Origin of the sequence: Sphingomonas qomolangmaensis (genome assembly GCF_024496245.1) — a bacterium.
Lineage (GTDB): Bacteria > Pseudomonadota > Alphaproteobacteria > Sphingomonadales > Sphingomonadaceae > Sphingomonas > Sphingomonas qomolangmaensis.
This window is the reverse complement of the sequence record NZ_CP101740.1, coordinates 2,796,637-2,813,455: the sequence shown is the minus strand read 5'-3', so window position 1 is coordinate 2,813,455 and position 16,819 is coordinate 2,796,637. Positions and strand designations below refer to the sequence as shown.

General features: G+C 63.8%; 13 protein-coding genes. 4 read left to right on the top strand and 9 right to left on the bottom strand.

The genetic code is table 11. From position 1 onward, the window contains the following. Positions 1-28: 28 nt before the first annotated feature. Both NMP03_RS13460 and gmd read right to left on the bottom strand, forming a co-directional pair. Positions 29-859, bottom strand: coding sequence for a GDP-mannose 4,6-dehydratase (locus NMP03_RS13460; protein WP_256505969.1), 831 nt, complete (start codon positions 857-859; stop codon positions 29-31). A gap of 11 nt (positions 860-870) precedes the next feature. Next, positions 871-1,908 carry a GDP-mannose 4,6-dehydratase gene (gene gmd / locus NMP03_RS13455; RefSeq protein WP_256505968.1) on the bottom strand — a complete coding sequence of 346 codons (1,038 nt, stop codon included), beginning with the start codon at positions 1,906-1,908 and terminating at the stop codon, positions 871-873. 350 nt (positions 1,909-2,258) lie between these two features. Between gmd and NMP03_RS13450 the strand changes: the two genes are divergently transcribed. Beyond that, the gene (locus NMP03_RS13450; protein ID WP_256505967.1) at positions 2,259-3,485 is read left to right on the top strand and encodes an O-antigen ligase family protein; all 1,227 of its coding nucleotides are present in this window, start codon (positions 2,259-2,261) and stop codon (positions 3,483-3,485) included. Between the two features lie 73 nt (positions 3,486-3,558). Here the strand turns inward: NMP03_RS13450 and NMP03_RS13445 are convergent, their stop codons facing one another. The 4 genes from NMP03_RS13445 to NMP03_RS13430 all read right to left on the bottom strand — a co-directional run bounded on the left by NMP03_RS13445 (position 3,559) and on the right by NMP03_RS13430 (position 8,715). Beyond that, entirely contained in the window at positions 3,559-4,665 is a 1,107-nt protein-coding gene (locus tag NMP03_RS13445; protein WP_256505966.1) for a DUF1972 domain-containing protein, read from the bottom strand. A gap of 94 nt (positions 4,666-4,759) precedes the next feature. Continuing rightward, positions 4,760-6,091: a hypothetical protein gene (locus NMP03_RS13440; RefSeq protein ID WP_256505965.1), complete on the bottom strand. Its 1,332-nt coding sequence runs from the start codon at positions 6,089-6,091 to the stop codon at positions 4,760-4,762. A gap of 115 nt (positions 6,092-6,206) precedes the next feature. Beyond that, positions 6,207-7,430, bottom strand: a complete 1,224-nt coding sequence (locus tag NMP03_RS13435; protein WP_256505964.1) for a hypothetical protein — start codon at positions 7,428-7,430, stop codon at positions 6,207-6,209. Beyond that, a complete protein-coding gene (locus NMP03_RS13430) occupies positions 7,420-8,715 on the bottom strand; it encodes an O-antigen ligase family protein (RefSeq protein WP_256505963.1) in 1,296 nt (431 codons plus the stop codon). Before NMP03_RS13430 ends, NMP03_RS13435 begins: the two co-directional genes overlap by 11 nt. A gap of 326 nt (positions 8,716-9,041) precedes the next feature. On the opposite strand from NMP03_RS13430, the gene NMP03_RS13425 reads away from it, so the two are divergent. The 3 genes from NMP03_RS13425 to NMP03_RS13415 are packed head-to-tail and all read left to right on the top strand — an operon-like array spanning position 9,042 to position 13,307. Further along, a complete protein-coding gene (locus tag NMP03_RS13425; RefSeq protein WP_256505962.1) occupies positions 9,042-9,797 on the top strand; it encodes a polysaccharide biosynthesis/export family protein in 756 nt (251 codons plus the stop codon). Positions 9,798-9,808: 11 nt separating this feature from the next. Further along, positions 9,809-11,983: a GumC family protein gene (locus NMP03_RS13420; protein ID WP_256505961.1), complete on the top strand. Its 2,175-nt coding sequence runs from the start codon at positions 9,809-9,811 to the stop codon at positions 11,981-11,983. A gap of 40 nt (positions 11,984-12,023) precedes the next feature. Next, complete coding sequence (locus tag NMP03_RS13415) at positions 12,024-13,307, top strand: glycosyltransferase family 4 protein (RefSeq protein ID WP_256505959.1); 1,284 nt, start codon at positions 12,024-12,026, stop codon at positions 13,305-13,307. Between the two features lie 177 nt (positions 13,308-13,484). Here the strand turns inward: NMP03_RS13415 and NMP03_RS13410 are convergent, their stop codons facing one another. The 3 genes from NMP03_RS13410 to NMP03_RS13400 all read right to left on the bottom strand — a co-directional run bounded on the left by NMP03_RS13410 (position 13,485) and on the right by NMP03_RS13400 (position 16,778). Next, on the bottom strand, positions 13,485-14,345 hold the full coding sequence (locus tag NMP03_RS13410; RefSeq protein WP_256505958.1) for an FkbM family methyltransferase: 861 nt from the start codon (positions 14,343-14,345) through the stop codon (positions 13,485-13,487). A 64-nt stretch (positions 14,346-14,409) separates the two neighbouring features. Further along, positions 14,410-15,486: a glycosyltransferase family 2 protein gene (locus NMP03_RS13405; RefSeq protein ID WP_256505957.1), complete on the bottom strand. Its 1,077-nt coding sequence runs from the start codon at positions 15,484-15,486 to the stop codon at positions 14,410-14,412. Beyond that, on the bottom strand, positions 15,483-16,778 hold the full coding sequence (locus tag NMP03_RS13400) for a lipopolysaccharide biosynthesis protein (protein ID WP_256505956.1): 1,296 nt from the start codon (positions 16,776-16,778) through the stop codon (positions 15,483-15,485). Before NMP03_RS13400 ends, NMP03_RS13405 begins: the two co-directional genes overlap by 4 nt. Between the last annotated feature and the right edge of the window lie 41 nt (positions 16,779-16,819).

The window sequence follows — 16,819 nt, the reverse complement described above, 5'->3', positions numbered from 1 at the left end:
TGTTCGCATAAGCACGCCCGCGACGATGTCAGGCGGGCTCGAGCATCCAAGCCAATGTGTCGTGCATCGTCGGCACCTGCCATTGCGGCAGCGCCGCGCGCAGCCGGGCGGGGTTGCCGGCCAGCAGCGCGACGTCGTTCGCGCGCACGAAGGCCGGGTTCACCCGCACCTCGATCGCATGGCCGGTGATTGCCTGGCACATCGCGATGATGTCGCGGATCGAATGCACCGCGCCGGTGCAGACATTATACACGCCGCCGGTTCGCTGCTCGATCAGCCCGACATAGGCCTGCACCACCGCGCGCACGTCGCCGAAATCGCGCGCGACATCGAGGTTGCCGAGTTCGATCACCGCATCGCGGCGCCGGAAGTGCGCGACGATCTTGGCGATCAGATAGCGTTCGTCCTGCCCCCGCCCGGTATAGTTGAACGGCCGCACCGTGACGATCGGGAACCGATCGGCCCACAGCCTGGCGCCGATCTCCATCGCCAGCTTGCTCGCGGCATAATGGTTGGCGGGCGCACACGGCGCGTCCTCGGTCAGATAGCCCGAGGCGGCGTTGCCATAGATGGTGGCGCTGCTCGCCAGCAGCACCGGTACGCCCGGCGCGGTCCTGGCGAGCGCATCGAGCAGATGGAAGGTGCCGATCTGGTTGATCGCGTAGAATCCGACGACATCGTCCGAGTGGACGAACGCGCTCGCCGCCAGGTGGATGACCGCATCGGGGCGCGCGGCATCGACCGCCGCCTCGACCGCGGCGCGATCGGTGACGTCGGCGGCGAACGCCGAGGGTTCGTGACCCGCGGCGACCAGGGCATCGGCCAGATAGCGGCCGGTGAACCCCTGTCCGCCGGTCACCAGCACCCGCATCAGAACGACGTGCCGTTGATGTTGCGCCGAAGATCGGCCTCGACCATCAGCCGGCACAATTCCTCGAGCGAGGTCGTCGCTTCCCATCCGAGCAGCCGCTTGGCCTTGCTGGCGTCGCCGATCAGCAATTCGACCTCGGCCGGGCGGTAGAATTTGGGATTGATCCGCACCAGCGTCCGGCCGCTCTTGGGATCGACCCCGATCTCGTCCTCGGCGGTGCCCGACCATTCGATGTCGATATCGATGCCGCGGAACGCCATCGAGACGAAGTCGCGCACGGTTTCGGTGCGGTTGGTGGCGAGGACGAAGGTGTCGGGCTCGTCATGCTGCAGGATGCGGTACATCCCCTCGGTATAATCGCGGGCGAAGCCCCAATCGCGCTTGGCGTCGAGATTGCCGAGCTCGAGCACATCGGCCTTGCCGACATGGATCTTGGCGACGGTGTCGGTGATCTTGCGCGTGACGAACTCGCGACCGCGCAAGGGGGATTCGTGGTTGAACAGGATGCCGCTCGCGCCGAAGATGCCGAAGCTCTCGCGGAAGTTCACCGTCATCCAATGCGCATAGAGCTTGGCGACGCCATAGGGGCTGCGCGGGTAGAAGGGGGTGTCCTCGGTCTGCGGGATCGCCTGGACCTTGCCGAACATCTCCGACGTCGATGCCTGGTAGAAGCGGATCGCGGGGTTCACCGTGCGGATCGATTCGAGCATGTGCGCCGCGCCCAGCCCGGTGATGTGCCCGGTGGTGAGCGGCTGATCGAACGACACCCCGACGAAGCTCTGCGCCGCCAGGTTATACACTTCGGTTGCGCCCGAGCTGTCGAGCAGGCGGATGCCCGATCCCATGTCGGTAAGGTCGAATTCGACGAGGTGGAGATTGGGGTGGTCGAGCAGCCCCAATTCCTCGATCCGCCAGAAATTGACCGAGCTCGTCCGACGATAGGTGCCGTAGACGGTGTAGCCCTTTTCAAGCAGCTGCTCGCTCAGATAGGCACCATCCTGCCCGCTGATACCCGTGATTAAGGCAATTTTCGACATTGAGTCTCCAGGGTGCGGTTCGGGGCGTGGCAGCGCAGCGCTTGCGACGCCGAAGTGGATCGGATGACGGTGGTGGTCGTTATCCCAAAGCCGTACCGCTGCAAAGGCCCCCTGCCACGCTTCACGCGGGTGGCGCTCGCATGATTGCGCCAAGCCGGTCGTTGAGCTACGCAGCGGCGCATTGGGCCTTGGTGGTCGACAGCTCGTATCATGCTTACCGGAGCCTATAGATCATGGCCACTACACCGGGGCCTCGTTCGGTAAGCCGGCGCGGGTCATCATCCGCAGGTATCGCTCGGCGTCACCCGCCGACGGCAATCCCCCGGCAGTCAGGGCTCGGACCGGCCGTCGTGCGGCTGTTGTTCATCGCGGTGATCGTCGGTCTGGTCAGCAACGGACTCAGCATCGAAATCGGTGGTTTCCCGGTGACGATAGAGCGGGCCATAGGGTTGACGCTGATCGCGTTGATGTCGATCTCGATCGCGTCCGATCATTCGAAGTACGCCGGCAAGGATCTGATCCTGCTGCTATTGGCGTGGAACGCCATATTGTTCGTGTCGGCAGTGCTAACCGCCTCGCCCGGCGCCCATATGGCAGCGCTCGCGATCAGTCTGGTCCCGACCGCGGCGTTCTGGTTGATCGTGCGGTACCAGCTACCCCATGCCACGATCGCCAGAGTGGTGCAGAATGTTCTGTGGTTCAGTGGCATCGCGGGCCTGATCGGGCTGATCGTCGGGCGCGTTGCCGGCTACGAGATATCGCTGTGGTACGACGACATGGGTCGAATGCGGTTGTTCATCAGCGAGCCCAATCTACTGGGCTCGGCGATGGGGTTCTTGATCCTGGTATCGATGGCGCGTGCCAAGTTCACGCTATCCTGGATCATACCGATTGCCCTGTCGGTTTTCGTCCTGCTCGCAGCGAATTCGCGGGTACCGGTTTTGGCATTCGGCATCTGTGCGGTTCTGTTCAGTATACTCCGTTCGATCGCCACGCGACGCGGCGTAAACCAGTCGCTGCTTTTGCCGCTCTGGGCGGGCGTGGCACTGTTGACGGTCATCCTGGTCTTCTCGACGCAGGTCCAGGATTTCTACGACACCTCGCTTCGCCGCGAAGACACCTATTCGGTGCGCGCCTTTCTCATAGATGTTGCGCTCGAGCGGTTTCGGGAAAAGCCGGTTCTCGGGGCCGGCCCCGGTGACTTCGGACTGCAGAATTTCAACATCATGAAACAGTTCGGCGCCACCGACCGCAATACGCTGTGGGTGCCGAACATGTTCATATCCGTCCTGCATGATTCGGGTATCGCCGGGATCATTGTCTATACGGTCTTCCTGGTCGCGCTTACGGTTACGGGGCTGCGCCGGATATTCCGCGGATCGGTTGCACATTGTGCGTATGTCTCGGCGTTTCTGTTCATCGTCATCTGTTCGCAGGCGACGACGGTCCATCTGAGCATCATCTTCGGCGTGGCAGCGGGGCTGGTAGGCCTGCGGTTCGAGCCGCAGCGGCGCCTGATCGACGCCCGTCCGCGGGCCGATGCGTCTACAAGGTCAGTGCCCCGCCCGGTCGCATAGCACCGCGGGCGCCAGACGGTACCCGGTTGACGACGAGAAGAGCCGCGACACCGTTGCCCCGGCCTTGTCCGCCCTACACCTTTGGCAGCAGCGCCGTCAGTGCATCCTCGTACGCGCGCAGGATCGCCGGCCAGGTGAACGCTTCGGCATGGCGGATGCGGGCACCCGCGCGCGCCTGTTCCAGCCGGGCGTCGTCGACCAGCAGCCGCTCGATCGCCGCCGCACAACCATCTTCGTCGGCGAAATAGAGCTGGTCGGCGCCCGCGGTCCAGCGGTTGAAACGGTTGTCGTGCGCGATGACCGCGTTGCCGCAGCCCAGCGCCTCGCACAGCGACGGGTTGGTCCCCCCCACGGTGTGGCCGTGCAGATAGGCGCGCGCGTGGAATCGCAGCGCCTGGACGATGGTGGGGTCGAAGATCGCGCCGGGGAACATCACCTCGTCGCTCGCCGCCGCGCGGCACGCTTCGTGGAAGGCGTTGTCGGCCTGGTATTTTCCGAGCACGACCAGCGTGCAGTCGCGGCGGCGGCGTGAGAAGGCGCGGATGACCTCGAGGATCGAATTTTCGGGGACCGATCGCGCGATCTTGACCATGTATTTGCCCGGGGTGAGCCCCATTGCGGTCACCGGCGCGGTCGATGCACCGGTCACCAGATCGGCGCCGTAGGGGATCATCGCGATAGTGCGCCGGAGGGTGCGCGGCCGCAGATGCTTTTCCATCTCGGGATGGTCGGCGATCGGCAGGTTGCTGAGGTTGGCGCCCGCCAATTCGTTGACGAAGAACCAGGCCTTGGCGGGCAGCGACCATTTCTCGCGCAGCCACTCGATCCCGTCCATGTTCATCGCGACCTTGCGCCCATACAGCCGCTGGACGAGATTGAAGATCGCGGTGTTGTAGCCCAGCACCAGGTCGACGCCGGGCGAGCGGACCACGTGGCGGACGGTTTTCCAGTCGAACTCCATCGTCCCCGGCGTGCCCTTGAGCCGGGGGACGAAATGGACGCGCTCGACGCCGCGCCAATGATCGACCAGCCCGTCCTCGCCCTCGTCGTCCTGGCAATAGACCGTCACCTTCCAGCCGCGCTCGACCATGTACGGCGCCAGATGGCCGGCGAAATATTCATAGCCGCTATGCGCGGCGGGCACACCGCGGGTGCCCATGATGTTCAGATGCCTGGTCACGTCGTGCTTTCGTGCTGAATCGATGGAGGCGCCGATGCGCGACGCCCGCGGCAGCGCCGCCGCCGGGCCGCGCTGCCGCCGGTTGCTCGGCTGATTATTCGGCGGCGGCCAGCGCCAGCGGCGCGTCGCCCGGGAAGATGGCGAGCGTCCGTGCGAATACCGATGTCAGCGGAATGCGCGCCGGCGTGTCGGCGGCACGGCGCGGCACCGCGGTGTCGATATGATAGCCGATCGTCTGGTGGATGCCGTTTTCGATCGAGACCAGCGAAATCTCGTCGGCGATGTCGAAGGTTCGACCGTCGGCGGTCACCTCGGCAAGCCCTTCGGGTGGACCGAAATAGCAGATCTGGCAGAACAGCGAGCGGCCGCGATCCTCGATCGAGAAGAACGGCTTGCCCGCGCAGGCGAAGGCCGCCAGCTTGGCAGCCGCCGCGGTCGCGCTAGCGGCGTCGGGGAATTCGAGCAGGAAATCGCGCGACATCCGCGGGTTCACCGCGAAATCGCCGACCCCCATCCGGTGCAGCGTCGCGACATGATCGTTGAATCGATACTGATATTTGGTCCGCCCATTGGCGGTCTGGCTAAGCCCGGTGGTGATCAGCACCCGCGTGTCCGCCAGCGCCAACACGTCGCGCAGGATGCCATCGTAAATTCGATAGATGAACAGCATCGGATCGACCCCCTCGCGGCCAGCGGTGCTGTACCAGTCGGGATTGCGGTTTTCGCCCTGGTACACCCCCGCCTCGAACAGATGATGATGCTGGATATGCGCACCCGCGTTGAGGAACAGCGAGGCGTAGCGGGTACCGTGCTTGGCGCGCAGCTTTAGGAACACATCGGCGAGGAACCGGTCGAGGAACGCGGCCTTGGCCCATTTATATTTGCGCACCTTCGCCAGGCAGGCGGCATAGGCGCCCCACGATGTCGGGCGCGCGAAGCGCAGCACGAACGGCATCAGCTTGGGGCCCAGGCTTGCCAACGAAGCGCCGCCGGTGGCGTTGCCGTTCACCGCCATGCCGACCAGCCCCGACAGCGTCTTCAGGCCTTCGTCGCCGGTGACCGGGGTCGCGGTCCAAGGATCCGGCACGAAGAAATCGGCCTGTGCGCACCGATTGGCGCCATTGATCGGCGATATCGCACCCACCGACACGCCGCGCGCTTCGAGCGCTTCCCATACCTGCTCGTGCGTGGTGCCGACGATATCACCGAGGCGGAATACGCCATGCTCGGCATAGCTCATGCCGGTGTAGACCGTGGGCCACTGAATCCACGGCTCCAACAGCCGGTAATCCTCCTCGGCGACGGTCTCTGTGAGCTCGTATTTGGCGAGCAGTTCGGCGAAGTGCGGCAACTCGCCCTTGGCCACATAGGATTTGACGAACTCGAAATTTATCTCGTTCATCTCGAGCGAAACGACATTTGGCATGCTGGAGTACCCCGACCGAATTCTGGCGCCGGGGTCCGCCGAAGCGGATACCCCCTTTTCAACGAGAATAGCCCTCTGCCCTAAAGAGCGCAACGCATCTGCTGCCAGACCGGCGCTAGCGTGTCGCTGGCACCACGCGAATGTCGTCGATCCAGGGCTCGTCGCTCAAGAAACCGACATTGGCCGCCGAGCTGATGATCAGCCACTGGCCGCGGCACGCGCGATCGATCGCGAAGTCCATCGCCATCGGCGTGGGTGCCGTTGCCGGCGGAAAGCGGCTGCTTTCGACGAGACCCTGGTCGCCACTCGCGCAAGCCACCGACACCGTCGGCGGCGAGAGCAAACCCGGACCGACCGCACCGACGCGTGCGGTCAGCCGATACCGGCCGGGCGCCAGCGCCAGGAGCTGCCTTGCGACCTCCTTCCCCTGGTTGCCCGTCAGCGTGAGCGCAACCGCGCCGGTGGCGCCGGGCCGCGTCTCGCGCACGCCGGCGCGATCCGATTCGTCGGCGAGCGCCCAGTCGAACGGCGGCATCCCGCGCCCCTGCTCGAACCCGCCGTCGTTGACGAGCAGCGCTTGCGAGCGCTGCCCGGTCACCTGCAGGAACAGCCCGCGCGCGCCGGCGGCGTCGCCCAGGATCGCGGCCCTCTGATAGATCGTTACCAACCGTGCGCGATCGATATCCGATCGCGGATCGAGCCGAAGCCCACGCGCGATCAGCATCAGCGATTCGGGGGAATCGGTGGTGGCGACAAAGCGCCCGAGGAAATCGGACCACCATTCGGGACGCCGTACGAAGGTCGCAGCCAGCGAACGCGCGATGACCGGATCGCTCGCCGCCTGCGCAAGCACCGGCAACAACGTCTCGCGCGTGTCGCGCGAGGTCTGCATCGCGCGGTGATAGTGCACCAACGCGCCCGGGATGTCGCCTGCCTGGACCCGATCCTCGATCAACCACATCTGCGTCGGCACGTCGCGACGCGAAAGGCCCTCGCCCAGCGCGATGATCCGGCGCGCGGCGCCCAGATCGCCCTGCAGCAGGGTGGCGAGCGCCAGGTTGCGCGCTGCGGCAGCACTAACCGGCGACCGCTCTAGCACCTCGTTGCTGAGCGCTACTGCCGCAGCGGCGTCGCTCGGCGACGGTTCGTTGAGGACCAATCGACCGGCGACGCCATTCCGCGCGCTGTCGGTCGGCCACCAGGCGAGCGCCGCGGCAGGGCTACCGCTTGCCAGCACCATCGACGCGGTGAACGACGAGACGAACCACAAGGCCGCGAGTGTGACCAGGACGACGGGCGCGAGGAAGGCAAGGCTCGCCCGCGGGGTGCTATCGGCCATGCGCGCTGCTCCCGTGTTCGAACTTCGCGCTGCCGCCGCGCCGTGCGCCGCGCCGCGCCTCGGGCGCACGTGGCGGCACCGCCAGCCAGCAGCAGCCGATCGCGAAGATCATCGACATGATTCCAGTCCGCAGCGGATAATCGACCAGGCTCTGCCCCAGCAGCACGACGACGATCAACAACGCCGCGCGGTCGAGCGATACCCGCCGCGCGGGCTCGCTCCGAAACACCGCCAGCGCGCGATACGCTACCCATAGCAGCAGTAAAGCAACCGGAACGAGCGCCGCCACGCCCCCCGCCATGAAGGTTTCGAGCAGGTCATTGTGCGCGCGGTTGAAATAGGTCGAATGCAGGAAGGACTCGGGCTCGTAGCCGCGAAACACCGGATCGAACGCGCCATAGCCGATACCGAAGGGAAAGAAGTCGCGGCAGATCTGCAACATCACCGGCAGATTACGGAATCGCGCGTCGTTGGCGAAATCGGTGAGGCTGGTCAGTCGTTCGACCGACAACGCCCGCCCGTTGGCGATCGCCGCAACCGCCCCCAGGACCAATACGATCAAAACCGCTGCGACGATCCGCCATGGAATCGGCGCGCCCTTCTTGCGATCGAGCAGCAACCCCAGCGAAGCGATCAATACAACGATCCCCAGGACGATGCCCTGCCGTGACCCGGTCAGCAGCATCAGCAGGGAAACGATCAGCGCGACACCGGCGAACACCGCCCAGGCCAGTCGACCGCTGCCGAAGCGCGCGCGCGCCAAGATCGCGGTCACCGGCAGCAGCAGCGCCAACAAGACCGCGCCGTGGTTGCGATTGGCGAGCAGGCCGGTCACCACGCCTTCATCGCTCTGTCCCGACAAATCGGCTGGTCCGGCGCCGCCCATCGTCTGGAATACCCCGAAGATCACGCTGGCGACGCCGACGCCGATGACGATCCACGCCGCGCGCCAGCGATCGGCTTCGCGCATGCCCGCGAACGCGACGATCACCGCAATTGCCGGCAGCAGCGCGAGCAGGCTGTTGATCGTCAGATCAGGCGTGAGCGACATCGGCCGCGCGACGCCGGGGGCCAATCCCACGATCCCGGCGTAGCGATCATGCCCCGGGAGTGCCGACCACCAATCGGCGGGAAGCGGCACCAGCTGGGCCAGCATGGTAGCCGCGAATAACGCCAGCAACAGCAGGAGCGGCCGTAACCCTTTCCAATCGCTGGCGCCCGGCAATACCAGCATCAACCCGATGCCCAGCACGAGCGCGGGACGCAGCACGAGGAGCGACACCATCGTTGGCCGGTAAGACCCGCCGGTAAAGGCACAGATCGCCGCCAGAACCGCCAGGACCAACAGTCGCTGGCCTGATGGATCGCGAAGCAAGGATCCGAACGCTGGCGTGCGGGATGCGGATACAGGGGTACTGGGCATATTGCGCGAGGACTTAGAAGTGCGGTCGCGACATGTCCAGCAAAGGAGATTATCGAGTGGTAAGAAGCCGCTGACGCCCGCCGCAGCGCGGCAATACCCCACCGCAAGCGGCTTGCAAGCGATACGCTCTAACCATATAGCGAAATCGATCGCGACCACTGGTCGTCTTGAGGATTGTTACGAGTATCATGAGAATTTCCAGCTCGCGTGCTCGCCATGCGGCCGCGACCCATCGCGCGGCTGCGATCGCTTGCGCGCTCGGCGCGCTCGGCGCGTTGCAGGCATGCTCGTCGGGCCCGCAACCCGTCGCCGAGGTGGGGTCGGCGGCGTACGCACTGATGCCCGCCGCGGGCCAGGATCCCAATGCCCGGCGCGACTATCAGATCGGGCCGCTCGACGTGCTCACGATATCGGTTTTCCAAGAGGAAGACCTGTCGCTCGAAGAGGTGCCCGTCGACGCGAGCGGGAGCATCATCTTCCCGTTGATCGGCCAGATCACCGTTGCGGGCCTGAGCAGCGCCGAGGTTTCGAAGCTGATCGCAGAGAAGCTGGGCGAGCGCTTCCTGGTGAACCCCCAGGTGTCGGTCTTGATCAAGACATCGGTGTCGCAAAAGGTGACCGTTGATGGCGAGGTCAAGGAGGCCGGAGTGTATCCTCTGCAGGGCGATACATCGCTGTTGCAGGCTGTCGCCATGGCAAAGGGGGTAAGCGCGGTCGCCAAGGTTGAACAAGTGGTGGTATTCCGGACCATCGGGAACACGCGCTACGCCGCCATGTTCGATCTGGGCGCGATCCAGAGCGGCAGTGCGGCGGACCCCCAGATTCGGGCCGACGACATCGTCATCGTCGGGACATCGGGACGCAAGGTCTTCATGCGGAACTTGTTGGCGATCGCGCCGACGTTGACCACCGGCTTCGTCGCCATCCAGCAAATCGCGCGTTAATTGAGAATCTCATGAACCTGAACGCAACGCTCGATCACGAGCGCGACGACGACATCCTCTATCAGGAGGAAAGCCAGGCCGGGGCGTTCGATTTCGATCTGCGCCGCATCTGGGGAGCGATCTACCGCAACCGGTGGATCACGCTTGGCGCGATCGCGGTCTGCTTGATCATCAGCATCGTCTATCTCATCCTCGCCACCCCGATTTATCAAGCTGGCGCGTCGGTCAAGATCGAAGAGCAAACGTCGCGGATCCTCAAAACCGACGAAAGCGAGGCCTCGGTCAATCCGATCGACAGCGAGCGCTTCTTGCAGACGCAGCTCGACATCATTCGTAGCCGTTCGGTCGCGCTTGCGGTTGCGCGCTCGGAAAATCTATTCGGCAATGCGCAGTTCCTTCGGTCGATGGATGCCGAGGGCGAACTGAAGCCCTCCGAAGTGCTGACCCCGCGACAGGCCGAAGAAGAGCGTATTCTGGAGATCCTTCAGGAGAGCATGACGGTCAGCCTGCCAGTCGATTCGCGGATTGCGACGATTGGTTTTCGCAGCCCCGATCCAAAGCTTGCCGCACAGCTCGCCAACAGCTTTGCCGAGAACTACATCAAGACCGATCTCCAGCGGCGGTACGACACCAGTGCCTATGCCCGCCAGTTTATCACCCAGCAGCTCGCCGACGCCAAGCAGCAACTCGAACAATCCGAGCGCGCGGCGCTGGCCTATTCCAGCCGCGAGCGATTGATCGATGCGAGCAACGGCACCACCACGGCTGACGGTGAGTCATCCTCGCCGCGTTCGTTGACGGTATCGCGTCTCGTCGCAGTCAACTCGGCCTATGCCGACGCCACCGCAAAGCGCACCCAAGCCGAGGAAAAATGGCGCCAGGCGCAGGGTGACCGGATCATGGCGCTGCCCGAAGTGCTCAGCAACATGGCCATCCAGGACCTGTTGCAGAAGCGCGCGGTGATCGAGGCCGATTACCAAAATCAGCGGCAGGTGCGTAAGGAAGACTATCCCAGCGTCCTGCAGGCCAAGGCACAGATCGCCGAGTTCGATCGCCAGATCGCGGCGCTTGCCGGCAATATCCGGGCATCGATCCGCTCGCAATACGAAGAGGCGCTCAAGCAGGAGCAGGCGTTCCAAAGCCAGATATCGGGGCTTGAACAGGCTACCTTGGGCGAGCAGCAGCGCAATGTTCAGCTGTCGATCCTGCGCCGCGCCACCGATACCAGCCGATCGCTTTACGACACGCTGTTGCAGCGGTTCCGCGAGCTGAATGCCCAAGCCGGGGTGCAACCGAACAACATCCAGCTGATCGACCGGGCGCAAATTCCAACCGACCCGGTGTCGCCAAAGCCGGTCATCACCATCCTGATCGGCCTGCTCGCGGGTATTGTAAGCGGCGTCGCGGCAGTGTTCCTGTCGGAGCATCTGAACGACACGGTGCGGTCGGGCGAGGAAGTCAGTCGCCGCATCGATCTGGCATTCCTGGGGTCGGTGCCAGAGGTGAAGGGCGAGGTGCGCGACGAATTGCGCGACCTTAAATCGACGATATCGGAGGCCTATAGCAGCATCCGCGCCTCGCTGTTGATGTCGTCTCGAACCGGCCTGCCGCGCACCCTGGCATTCACCAGCGTGCAGGCAGGCGAGGGCAAGACGACCTCGAGTTTTGCCGTCGTCACGGGGCTGGGCAGGGTCGGCAAGCGGGTGGTCGCGATCGACTGCGACCTTCGGCGGCCCGCGCTGCACAAGGCTTTCTCGGTCGAAAACCGGCAAGGCATGAGCGAATATCTCTCGGGTCAGGTCGCGCTCGAAGACGTGCTGCATGCCACCGACACGAAGAACGTCTCAGTGGTCACCTGTGGTGCGATCCCGCCCAATCCGACCGAATTGCTGTCGGGACCGGCCTTCGCCGAAATGCTCGCGACGCTGCGGTCGCAGTTCGATGTCGTCGTCGTCGACGCTCCACCGATCCTCGGGCTCGCCGATGCGCCGATCATCGGCGCGCATGTCGAGGGAATGGTGCTGATCATGGAATCGGGCCGGAACTATCGCGGCGGTCTTCGCGCCTCGGTGGCGCGGCTTCGCAAGGGGGGCGGCCGCCTCGTCGGTGCGGTGCTGACCAAGCAGAACCTGCGTAACCTGGGATATACCTACAACCAGGATTACGAGTATAAATACGGGCACTGATGATGGCCCGGCGGACGCATGCCTATCGCGGTCGACCGGGATGACGGTATCCCCGGCGGATGCGTCGCTCCGGTCGATCCATATCGATGTCACCGAGACATTGGCCACCGGCAAATGGACGGGCATCGAGCGGGTGGTTCGCAAGCTGGTGGCGGCGCTGGGTGCGCTGGAAGCCGAAGGCGGGCCGCAGATCCATCCGGTCGCAAGCATCGAGGGCAGGTTTTATCGGCTGAATGCCGAAGGACTTGCCCGGCTGGGGGCGCAGCGGTCGGCGGCTGGTACGGGGTCGGCGGGAGCGTTGGTGCAGTTCGTCGGCAAGCTGCTGACGATCGTGCCACCGGTCTATGTCGTGCTGCAAGCGAAGCAGAAGCAGCGCAAGTTCGAGCCGTTGTTGCGTCCCTTCCTCGAGGTCGCGCCGGCGAGCTTCGGGCCGCACGACGCCATCCTGCTGCTAGATTCCTATTGGGCAGGCGTCTCTTCGATCGCAGCCGCCGCGAGCGCACGCCGCGACGGGGCCATCGTCGTCAGCGCGCTCTACGACATCATTCCGATAACCCATCCGAAATCGATGCCGTCGCTGATGACGTTGGTCTTTCCACGGCACCTCAACCGGGCGCTGGCGATCAGCGATGGCGTCGTGGCGATATCGCGCCAGAGCGCACGCGAGCTTCGCACCTATCTCGGTGCCAGATTGCCCAAGCTACCGATCCACTGGTTCCACCTGGGCAACGACAATGCTCCCGGCCCTGCGCGAACGCATCGCGCCGGGGGACCGTTTCGCTACGCGATCGTCGGCACGATCGAACCGCGCAAGGGGCATGACCGGGTACTCGATGCGTTCGAGCGTCGGTGGGCGACGGGATCGCCGAGCAAATTGACGATCATCGGCAAATTGGGATGGGCGTCGCCCGACATGAAGGCGCGGCTCGACAACCACCCCGAACGCGGGGCTCGCCTGGCAATCGTCCATGACGCCAGCGACAGCGACCTTGCGACGATCCTGGGATCGACCGATGCGGTGATCCTGGCCTCACAGGTAGAGGGATTCGGCCTGCCGATCATCGAGGCGTTCGCGCGCGATATCCCGGTCATCGCTTCGGACATCCCGATCTTTCGCGAGGTCGGCGGCGACGCGATCGCCTATTTCGACGTTGGCGACGCCTCTGCGCTACCCGCGGCGATCGCGGCGTTCGAGGCCGACCCCGACATTTGGCGCGCGCGCGCCGCAGCGTTCACCTGGCCCGACTGGAACACCGCAGCCGGCGAGGTGCTGACGGCTATCCGCGCGATAGCTGATGGCGAACCGAACCCCGGCAACGCCTGAAGCGTGCCGTGTCGCTGACCGCCACCGGTCGGTATGATCTCCAACCCGGTGGCGGTCGCAATGGCTTCTGGAACAAGCGTAACTTCGCCGCGGTAGAGCGGTATCGCCGCAGAACGTTCGCATGCACGCCCCCCACTTCGTGGCGGCTATCGAGCGACCGACGAACGCCGCGCTCCGTTAGGTGATGCCGACCGCCAACGGTCCTTTCGAAAACACCAACACCTCTTCGCCGACGCCGCCGTCGTAAAGCTGCTTCAGCGTTGCCAAGACGGCCGGCCCGCTGACGGTCTTGTGCTGGGACGGCACGAAGAGGTGGTCGAATGCGGTGCCGATCGCATCATAGAATTGCTCGACCGAAGCGCCGGCGACGTTTTCCAGATGATGCGGCAGGAATTCGATGAACAAGGTCTGCGCGTCGGCCAGCACCTTGGGCATACCCCTCAGCGCAAAATATTCCGAACCCTCGATATCCATCACAATCGACGCGAAGCGCGGTTCGAGAATATCGTCCAGACGGACCATGTCTACCGAGATCAGGTCGGGCTTGTCGTAATAGTATCGCGGATCGGCGACCAGGGGCTTACGCTTCGATCCTCCGGTATTGTTCTTGCTGGCGACGAACTCGATCACCCCCTTCTTCTCGCCCGCGGCGATTTGGACCAGGGTGACGTTATCGGCCTTATTGAGGTGGATATTTGCCGACAGGAACCGGAAGGTCTCGGGGTTCGCTTCGATTACCGTGACGTCCTTGAAGCGCCGGGCAACCGGCACCGCAAGCGTTCCGACATGGCCGCCCACGAACAGGACCGACGAACCGGCGGGAACGACCGCGCAAATCCGCTCGACCTCTTCGTGCCCCCAGCTTTGCCCGCGTCGCAAGATGCGTGAGATCTCGAGATCGCTGGTGGGGATGGCAAAAGTACCGTTCGGCGTCTCGAAAATATTGCCGCTCTGGTGCCTGCTGGGCAAAAGCCGAGCCAAGCGCCGGCGTGCGCTGTTCTTACGAAGTCGCAGCACGTCGATCAGTCGATTGGCCATGAGAATTCCTTTTGGCTGGAATGCGATTTTATGATGGATAGGCGTCAGCTTGGCGGCAGGCGGGTCAACGCCCGATGCGCGCCCGCTCCCGTTGCAACTTGACCCGTCGCACGGTTGGGCGGAGACGGGTTTTGTAGACTTCGTAGATTGCGTGGGTCAACCAGCCCGGCGCGAGGATCCACGGCAGCAACTTGGTCCAGTACACCGGCGACCGCCATAGGCTGGCGGTGAGCAGACGCGACGCTCTTGCCAGGCTTGCGCGCGATTCCCCGCGCAGCTTCGCGTGACGGAATTGATGATAGTTGTGGCGCGCCGCGAGCTGGTCGCGAATATCGGCAACGACCGGGCTATGCTCGCCGAAGAGCGCCACGGTCACCGATCGATACCCGATCAGGTCGATCTCGAGCCTGCGAACCCATCCATCGCCCAGGAACGAGTCGTTGCCACTGCGCCAACCGACGCACGCATGGTGGACAAATCCCCAAGACGGAGCTTTTTGCAACATCCGCCCGATCACGAGGACATGCACGTACGCGTTGAGATACTGCAGTTGCTCACCCGTCGCGCACACCGAATTCCACAAGTCCCGGCGGATCACCTGGCCCGATAGATAGCCATAATAGATGCCGAACTCCCGGAAAATGGTCTCGGCGCCACGAACCAGCCGGTCATCGGTCCATCGAAACGGGGGGAGGTGCTGCGGAATGCGTTGCTGCAGCGCCCCGTCGTACGGAACCATGTTCACCGAGAAACCCGCAGCTTCCGGCCATTGCAGCGTGGCGTCCAACACGCGCAACAGCGCGCCTTCCTCGATCTTGTCGTCGCTTCCCATCATCCAGCAAAAGACACCGCCCGCAGCCTCCGCCACCGCGAGGTAGTTACGATCCGCGCCCAGATTTTGCGGGTGCTGGATAAACACGATCGAAGGCAAGATCGATCGATAGTGCTCTACCACTTGGGCAATATGGTCGGTGGACGCATTGTCGCTAATCACCACCTCGACGCTGTCACGCGACCATGGCGCCTCGAGCGCGCCAATCTGCGCTGCAATGCTATCGAGCAGGAAGGGCAGTTCGGCGGCCCGGTTATACGTCGGGATGCAGATCGACAACGCGAACCGGGAGGTTGTACCGTCTGTCATGTCGCCTCTTGATGTAGCTGTTGGCGAAAGCGGTGCATGTACCATGGGAGCGCCCAGCCGGTGGTTAAAAGAAAAGCGCACGTCATCCCCACCATCAGGCCGGACACGCCATAGCTCTTGGCCCCCCAATAGCCGAGCGCGACGCTCATAAGCGCTTGCGGTGCCGCAATGAAAGACAAGATGTGGGCCTTACTGGCGCTCACGACCAACATCGCAAAGGTGTCGGACCAAACCCGCACGATCCAATATACCACAAAGAACGCGATCAGCGTGGCGGGAAGGGCGAGATCGGCGGACGGCGCCAATATGTCGGCGATGTAATGCCTCGTGACCAGCAGCATCGCACCCATCAGAAATATGGCCGACGCACCGATGGAGAAGCACACCAGAATGACGCGGTTAATGCCACTAAGATCGCGGCGGTGCACCATTTCAGCGCTTACCGGCCAATACGCACCGATGACGCTGTTGACTATCGTGAAAGCGAGTACGAATATTTTGGAGAACACCGCATAAACCGCGACCTCGTCGGCCGATACGGTTTGCGATAATATAATGAAATCGACGTTGTTAACGAGCGCGGCCAGCGCATAGAGGATCAAGAACTTTCGTGCTTCGGGAAAAAGGAGCGATAGGACTTCCCGGTTGACCCCCAGGCCCGCTATCTCTCCGGTCTCCCACAGCTTCACCAGCTTGCGAGCCAGGAAATACATCGGGATCAGCCAACCAGGAAGAAAATAGCAGAAAAGCGCCCACACCAGCTTGTTCTCGCCGAACCACGGGGCAAAGATCAACAGGCCCAGCACGCCCAGCACGCTCGCGCTGGCGGTCATTGCATGGGCTAGATACCCGCGGTGTTCGGCGAACGCCACCCGCATGGCGACCGCGCTGACCCCTGCCCCGGTCGCAACGACGGCAAAAGCGAAGAACGCCAACACCGCCTCGCGATGGCCAACGGTATCATATCTTCCGACCAACGCCGGCCCTGCCCATGCCGCGACCGCAAGCCAGAGCAACGACAGCGCCACCATCGCTGCCAGAAGAACCAGGCAAACGGTCCAGATCGCCGTACCGACCGGCTTGTCGGCAACGCGTTGACCCGAAATGTAGTTTTGAAGCGCGGGGCCGAAGCCCAGATCAGCCAGCATGAACCAGGCCAGCAATCCGCTGATGACGGCGAAGGCGCCATAACCGTCGACCCCTAGCAACCCTGTGAGGATACGGATCGCGCCGATTTGCGCGACAGCCGCGACGATCCGACCGACCCAGCCTGCGCCAGCGGTCATCATCACGGGTCCCCATTTAGAACCGAGCAGACCGCGTGACGCCTCCC

Bases quoted from the DNA above. Each gene is read 5' to 3' on its own strand.
- gmd (WP_256505968.1), bottom strand. From the start codon at position 1,908: ATGTCGAAAATTGCCTTAATCACGGGTATCAGCGGGCAGGATGGTGCC.
- NMP03_RS13440 (WP_256505965.1), bottom strand. From the start codon at position 6,091: ATGCCAAATGTCGTTTCGCTCGAGATGAACGAGATAAATTTCGAGTTC.
- NMP03_RS13435 (WP_256505964.1), bottom strand. From the start codon at position 7,430: ATGGCCGATAGCACCCCGCGGGCGAGCCTTGCCTTCCTCGCGCCCGTC.
- NMP03_RS13430 (WP_256505963.1), bottom strand. From the start codon at position 8,715: ATGGTGTCGCTCCTCGTGCTGCGTCCCGCGCTCGTGCTGGGCATCGGG.
- NMP03_RS13425 (WP_256505962.1), top strand. From the start codon at position 9,042: ATGAGAATTTCCAGCTCGCGTGCTCGCCATGCGGCCGCGACCCATCGC.
- NMP03_RS13420 (WP_256505961.1), top strand. From the start codon at position 9,809: ATGAACCTGAACGCAACGCTCGATCACGAGCGCGACGACGACATCCTC.
- NMP03_RS13415 (WP_256505959.1), top strand. From the start codon at position 12,024: ATGACGGTATCCCCGGCGGATGCGTCGCTCCGGTCGATCCATATCGAT.
- NMP03_RS13410 (WP_256505958.1), bottom strand. From the start codon at position 14,345: ATGGCCAATCGACTGATCGACGTGCTGCGACTTCGTAAGAACAGCGCA.
- NMP03_RS13405 (WP_256505957.1), bottom strand. From the start codon at position 15,486: ATGACAGACGGTACAACCTCCCGGTTCGCGTTGTCGATCTGCATCCCG.